Source organism: Frankia sp. CcWB2 (genome assembly GCF_977927585.1).
This window is the reverse complement of the sequence record NZ_CDWRCM010000239.1, coordinates 1-6,074: the sequence shown is the minus strand read 5'-3', so window position 1 is coordinate 6,074 and position 6,074 is coordinate 1. Positions and strand designations below refer to the sequence as shown.

Annotated in this window: 9 protein-coding genes and 1 riboswitch; of the genes, 8 read left to right on the top strand and 1 reads right to left on the bottom strand. The window is 69.1% G+C overall.

What is annotated here, in order from left to right; translation table 11 throughout:
- The coding region (locus ACY45C_RS19295) for an endonuclease/exonuclease/phosphatase family protein (protein WP_462188978.1) at positions 1-825 on the top strand (825 nt) is incomplete at its 5' end.
- A gap of 143 nt (positions 826-968) precedes the next feature.
- Here the strand turns inward: ACY45C_RS19295 and ACY45C_RS19290 are convergent.
- On the bottom strand, positions 969-1,133 hold the full coding sequence (locus tag ACY45C_RS19290; RefSeq protein ID WP_462188977.1) for a hypothetical protein: 165 nt from the start codon (positions 1,131-1,133) through the stop codon (positions 969-971).
- Between the two features lie 301 nt (positions 1,134-1,434).
- Here ACY45C_RS19290 and ACY45C_RS19285 point away from each other — a divergent pair, with 301 nt between their 5' ends.
- The 7 genes from ACY45C_RS19285 to ACY45C_RS19255 form a co-directional block, all read left to right on the top strand.
- Positions 1,435-1,968, top strand: a complete 534-nt coding sequence (locus ACY45C_RS19285; protein WP_462188976.1) for an NUDIX hydrolase — start codon at positions 1,435-1,437, stop codon at positions 1,966-1,968.
- A gap of 245 nt (positions 1,969-2,213) precedes the next feature.
- A complete protein-coding gene (locus ACY45C_RS19280; protein WP_462188975.1) occupies positions 2,214-3,122 on the top strand; it encodes a hypothetical protein in 909 nt (302 codons plus the stop codon).
- A 135-nt stretch (positions 3,123-3,257) separates the two neighbouring features.
- A riboswitch (adenosylcobalamin (AdoCbl) riboswitch) is annotated at positions 3,258-3,413 on the top strand.
- 4 nt (positions 3,414-3,417) lie between these two features.
- Positions 3,418-3,648, top strand: a complete 231-nt coding sequence (locus ACY45C_RS19275) for a CbtB domain-containing protein (protein WP_462188974.1) — start codon at positions 3,418-3,420, stop codon at positions 3,646-3,648.
- A 44-nt stretch (positions 3,649-3,692) separates the two neighbouring features.
- A complete protein-coding gene (locus ACY45C_RS19270; protein WP_462188973.1) occupies positions 3,693-4,487 on the top strand; it encodes a CbtA family protein in 795 nt (264 codons plus the stop codon).
- Positions 4,468-5,172, top strand: a complete 705-nt coding sequence (locus tag ACY45C_RS19265) for a histidine phosphatase family protein (RefSeq protein WP_462188972.1) — start codon at positions 4,468-4,470, stop codon at positions 5,170-5,172. Before ACY45C_RS19270 ends, ACY45C_RS19265 begins: the two co-directional genes overlap by 20 nt.
- A gap of 222 nt (positions 5,173-5,394) precedes the next feature.
- Entirely contained in the window at positions 5,395-5,520 is a 126-nt protein-coding gene (locus ACY45C_RS19260; RefSeq protein WP_023842045.1) for a hypothetical protein, read from the top strand.
- On the top strand, positions 5,517-6,074 hold a 558-nt coding region (locus tag ACY45C_RS19255), incomplete at its 3' end, for a methyltransferase domain-containing protein (protein WP_462188971.1). The genes ACY45C_RS19260 and ACY45C_RS19255, both read left to right, overlap by 4 nt.

Here is a 6,074-nt window from a genome sequence, read left to right as displayed (position 1 = left end):
GGCTGGGTCGAACTGGTCACCGGCCCCGTCAACGAGACCGGGATCCGCTCCACCGCCCAGGTCATCACGGACATCAACGCCGACGTTCTCGCCGTGATCGAAGCCGAAAACCGTCCGGCGCTGGTCCGGTTCAACACCAGTCTGCTCGCCGGCCTGTACGCCCACGTGATGCTCATCGACGGCAACGACCCCCGCGGCATCGACGTCGGCCTGCTGGCCAAACCCGGCCACACGATCGGCTCGATCGTCAGCCACGTCGACGACCCCGACCCGGCCCGCCCCGACCGGCCGCTGTTCAGCCGCGACTGCCCCGCCTACGAACTGCACACCCCCGCCGGCAACACCGTCTGGGTGCTGCCGAACCATTTGAAAAGCCAGTCTTGGACCTCCGGAAACCCCGACCCGCTACGCCGCCGGCAGGCCCACCGGGTGGCGGAGATCTACACCGCGCTCCGCGACGCCGGCGCCCGATACATCGCCGTCGTCGGTGACCTCAACAAGCCACCCCCGCCCGCGTTCCCCAGCCTCGAACCCCTCCTCGGCCCCGACAGCCCACTCGTGGACGCCGCCAGCCGGGCCGGATTCGACACCGGTCCCCGACCCGGTACCTTCCAGTCCTGCACCGCCCGCAACCGACTCGACTACATCCTGCTCTCCCCCGACCTCGCCGACCGGATGACCGGCGGGCAGATCGTCCGCACCGGCCTGTGGGGCGACCCCGACAACAAACACCCATCCGCCCAGTGGGCGATCCACCCCAAGATCACCCGAGCCGGACAGGCCGCCTCCGATCATGCCGCCCTTTACGTCGACCTCGATATCTAAAACACCGCGGTATCTAGAACACCCAGGCAACGCTCTGTTGTGCCGCTGAGCGGACGCCTGCCCCGCCGCCCGATCTGACCCGCCCCCGAACCATCCGGACAATCACGCAAGGACCACCTGGGGGCGACGAGGAATGATCTGGATCATCTGTACTGAAGGTTGCGGAACAAGCCTCCTCGTAGGTGCCCTACCAGGCGAAGAAGGCCGAAGGCCGGGTCCGCCTGACCGCGCGGCGGCCAAATTGTGGGGAGCAAGGCACGGTCCAAGGGGACGTAATGAAGTAACAAATACGTGATCGAGAGCATCATCGCAGGTCACAGGCCTATGGAGGGTTCGAAACGCGCAAGTTATTTCATTTCGACTCCCAAGTACCGCAGACCGTGCTCAGGTCCCCACAACTCACCGGCCAACGGCCGTCCGACGGATTGTGGCCACTGGGTGAGACGGTCGTCGGAGGTGTCGGCCTCGAGGAGGCGGTTCGTGGGACGGCCGCCGTGGCGAACCCGGTCCGGAATCCCCGACGTCCTCGATCCGAGGAACATGTTCGGCGACAAGGGTTACCTTGGCACCGGAACTGCCACACGGTCATGGTAAAGGTGCAGGAGGACCATGCGGCACGAACACCGGACCCCGGTCGACGTTCTTGCGCTACTGGTACGGGACGGCCGCCTGCTCCTGACGAAACGCGCGGGAGACATCTACGGAAGCGGCTGCTGGGCGCTGCCCAGCGGACGGATCGAGCCCGCCGAGGACGTCGTGACCGCGGTGATCCGGGAGCTCGACGAGGAGCTCGGCATCGGGGTCGAACCCGAGGATGTCGCTTTCGCGGGTGTCACGCATGCCCTTCCGCCGGACAGCGACGCCCGTATCGGTTTCGGCTTCCTGGTGCCGCGATGGAGCGGCGAGCCCACCAATCGGGAGCCGGCCACCTGCTCCGCCCTCGCCTGGCACCCACCGGACGATCTGCCGGCCGACACGCTGGCGTACAGCAGCGAGATCATCCGTCTGCATCTGCGGGCGGAGCCGTTCTCCCGGTTCGGCTGGCCGCCGAGTCGGGGAGCGGGCGCACGATCGCGGCAGGCTTTCTCGGCTATCCGGTCCCGCGACCGGTCCACGGGTCCCCCGCCAGACCGAGCTGACTGATCCAGGTCTGGTAACAGCCGCGGTCGGCGGGCCGGGCCCAGTCGCCGCCCAACCATCCCACCATCCCACCGCCCCGCGGCCCCACCGCCCCGCGGCCATACGGACCCATGGCCGCACGGACACCGCACCCGCAGAATGCGCATGGCAGCGGCGTGGATGCAACATGCAACACAACCTTCACGGTTGTCGACCGATAGCGATGAAGATGCTACTTTCAGTTCACACCTTGGGCGAGAGGAGAGAGGGTGACGATCATCGCCATCACGCCGCATCGAACGCCCGTACGTACCACCGTCGCGATGATCAGCATCCTCGTTCTCACCACCGTCCTGATCGACGCCGGCCTGGCCGGATCCGCCGTGGCCGGCACCTGCCCGACGGCCGAGCCCAGTGACGTAGGGAAGACGGGGAAGATCGAGAAAACCGAAAAGATCGAGAAAATCGAGAAAAACTGTCCCAATGGGGACGATGCGCCGCCGTTCGGCTTTCTCGATCTCGTCGACGCCTCCCCCACCGGCATCCGCGTCGCCGGCTGGGCCATCGACCCGGGGGACCTCAGCCGCCCCCTGGCCGTAACGATCATTCTGGACGACGTCGCCACCGCCACCGTCATCGCCGACCGCTCCCGTCCCGACGTCGCCCGGGCCCACCCGGGCGCCGGCCCCGACCACGGCTTCGACACCACCGTGGCCGCCGCACCCGGCACCCACACCGTCTGCACCGCCGCGGTGGACATCGGCCCGCTCGGCTCCTTCCACCGGCAGAGCCTCGGCTGCACCACCGCGACCGTGGACGCGCCCGCCGTCGACCACACGCCCTTCGGCTACCTCGACCTCGCGACGCCCAACCCGTGGATCACCGCCGGCTGGAGCAGCGTCCGCGTCGCCGGCTGGGCCTACGACCCCGACGCCCCCGCCGACCCCCTCACCGTCACGGTCACTCTCGACGGTGCCACCGCCGCCACCGCCACCGCGGACACCTCCCGACCGGACGTCGCCCGCTTCTACCCCGACGCCGGCTCCGACCACGGCTTCGAGACCACCGTCATCACCAGCGCCGTCCCGCACACGGTGTGCGCCTACGCCACGAACGCCGGGCCCGACGGCCCCATCCGGCATCAGCTCGGCTGTGCCACCGTCTCCTGGCTCCCCTGACCGCTGCTGGTCCCCCTGACCGCATACACAGCACACTGACCGCACGCACAGCACACCAGCATGCCCCACGGGGACCGCACCCGGACCCGTCCAGCCATCCTGGCAGCCCAGAAAACTTGACAGGGTTACATGGCGCTGTTTATCTCTACATGTTCGTGTGATGGAAGCCGGTGTGATTCCGGCATGGTCGCGCCACTGTGACCGGCCCGTCCGTCCTGGACGGTCTCGGAAGTCAGACCCATTACCCGAACCCGTCCTACCCGTGGAACGCGTGATTCCAGTGGAGGTTCTCCTCATGGCGCACCCCGCCGTCTCCCCCGCACCGCTCGCCCAGCCGGCACTGCCGACCCTGCCGACCATCCCGCTGCGTGAGCTGGTGCCCTTCCTGCTCTTCGGCGGGCTGCTGGCGCTGCTCGGGCTGTACTTCGTCGGCGCCGAGCAGGGCGCGCTGTCAATCTTCGGCGGGAACTACGTCCACGAGTTCGTGCACGACGCCCGCCACCTGCTCGGCTTCCCCTGCCACTGACGCCACTGACGCCTCCTCCCGCTCTGTTCCAGCAAGGAGACGCTGTGGCACGAACACTGTTGATCCGTGGCATGCTCGTCGGTCTGGTCGCCGGCGTGCTCGCCTTCATCGTCGCGAAGACCCTCGGCGAGAGCCAGATCGGTCACGCGATCACCTTCGAGTCGGCGGGCGAGAGCTCCACTCATGCGCACGAGGCGGTGGGTCTCGCCGCTCACGCGCACGAGGAGTCCGAGCCGGTGTCCCGGACCGTGCAGTCGACGCTCGGTCTGTTCACCGGTCTGCTGCTCTTCTCCGTCGCCATCGGCGGCATGTTCGCCCTGGCGTATGCGTGCGTGCAGGGCCGCCTGGGCGCCCTCGGGCCCCGGGGGACGGCCGCCCTGGTGGCCCTCGCCGGGTTCACCGCGGTCTACCTCCTGCCCGATCTGAAGTACCCGGCGAATCCCCCCGCGATCGGCAATCCCGACACGATCGGCCGGCGGACCGTCCTGTACTTCCTCATGATCCTGATCTCGGTGATCGTCGTGGTCGGGACGGGTGTGGCCGCGCGGCGGCTCGGCGGCTGGAACGCGACGATCGCCGCCGTCGTCGGCGGGCTGGTGGTCCTGGGCGTCGTCTACGCCGTCCTGCCCCGCGTGCACGAGACGCCGGAGGGCTTCCCCGCCGACGTGCTGTGGCGGTTCCGGATCGCCTCGCTCGCCATCCAGGCGACCGTCTGGGCGGCCATCGGCCTGCTGTTCGGCGCGTTGACCGAACGCGCGTCCCGACGTGCCGCGGCCCCCACCAGCGCGATCGGTGCGATCGGTGCGATCGGTGCCGCCGGTGCGGCTGGCCCTGGTTAGTTGCGCGCCGACCGCGGCCCTGCGGGCCGCCCGGTTCCCTGTCGACGAACCTCTCGACGCCGACGGGCTGCGCCGAGCCGTCGGCGCCGCCGAGGCGGTCGCGGCCGGCGCGCTTCCCGCGACGGGAGGGGTGCTCTGCGACGGATCCGCGCGGGCCTGTCAGACCGCCGCCGCCCTGGGCCTCGGTGCCCGCAAGGGTGACGTCACCATCCCGCGGGCCCCAGGCCCACCCATCGTCCCCAAGGTGGATCCGGCCCTGCGCGACCTGGACGTCGGGGCGTGGCGGGGGCGCAGCCTGGACGAGATTCCCCCGGACGAACTGCGCCGGTGGCACAGCGATCCGGCGGTGGCCCCGCCGGGCGGCGAATCCCTACTGAGCTTGCTTGGCCGCGTCGAGAACTGGCTGGCCCGGCGAAGCACCGAACCGGGCCACATCATCGCGGTGACCCATCCAGCGGTCATCCGGGGCGTGCTCGTGGCCGCCCTGCGCTGCCCGGTCGAGATGTTCTGGCGGATCGACGTCGCCCCGTTGACGGCGACCCTCCTGCACCGTCGGATCGGCGCGGACGGTCATGACGGCACGACCGGCACTCAGCCGAAAACGGAGGGTGCCGCGACCGGAACCAGGACCGCGACCAGGACCGGAACCGACTGGACCTTGACGCACGTCTGCCGCCCGCTCTAGCGAGATCCACCGGATCCGGCGTCCGCCGGCGTCGGCGTCAGGGTGTCGTGGCCAGCACGCCCGGATGCCGACAAATTTCTTAAATATTAAGAATTGTCAAGTTAGATCAGTTTCCCGGCCCGGCCGCGAGGCTGCCGCGGCCCCTTGACGCGCGGCACCGTCCGGATGGAATCATGGCCGTGGGCCCGAACCCCCAGATGGCCCCAGGTGAGAGGCGGTCGGGTGGGTAAGCACGCGAAACCGGTAGCCTGCCCGACCTGCAACGGCAGCGGGAAGATCACCGTGACCAGCGACGGCAAGAACGAGACCGTCTCCTGCGGCGTGTGCAAGGGCTCAGGGAAGGCGTGAGCGTCCGCCGGGTGAACCGCGAGGACTTCATCCCGGATGAAATCTGGGTCCGGGACGAGGACGGGTTCTTCTTGGTCCCGCTCCGGCGCCAGGATGATCCACAGCGGTGGTCGAAGCTGTGCCGCGGCGACGACGGGATCACGACGCAGGTCGACGACGGGACGGGCAGGTACGACGGTAGGGACGTCATACCGACCAGTTCCAGCAGCGCGCCGTGGGTCATGGCCCGGATGCTTGACCTCCTCGATGTGCGGGACGGGATGAACGTCCTCGAGATCGGTACCGGGACCGGCTATAACGCGGCGCTGCTCGCCGAGCGGACCCCGACCGGCCAGATCACCACCATCGAGATCGATCCGGGAATCGCGGGGCAGGCCCGCGCGGCCCTCGCCAGAATCGGCCGTCCGGTGACGGTGGTCGTCGGGGACGGCGCGGCGGGGTTTCCCGGTCGGGCTCCCTACGACCGGATCATCGCCACAGCGTCGGTGGTTACCGTTCCCTACCCCTGGATCTGTTCCCTATACACATCCCCGACCCCCCGAGTCGGACTCCTA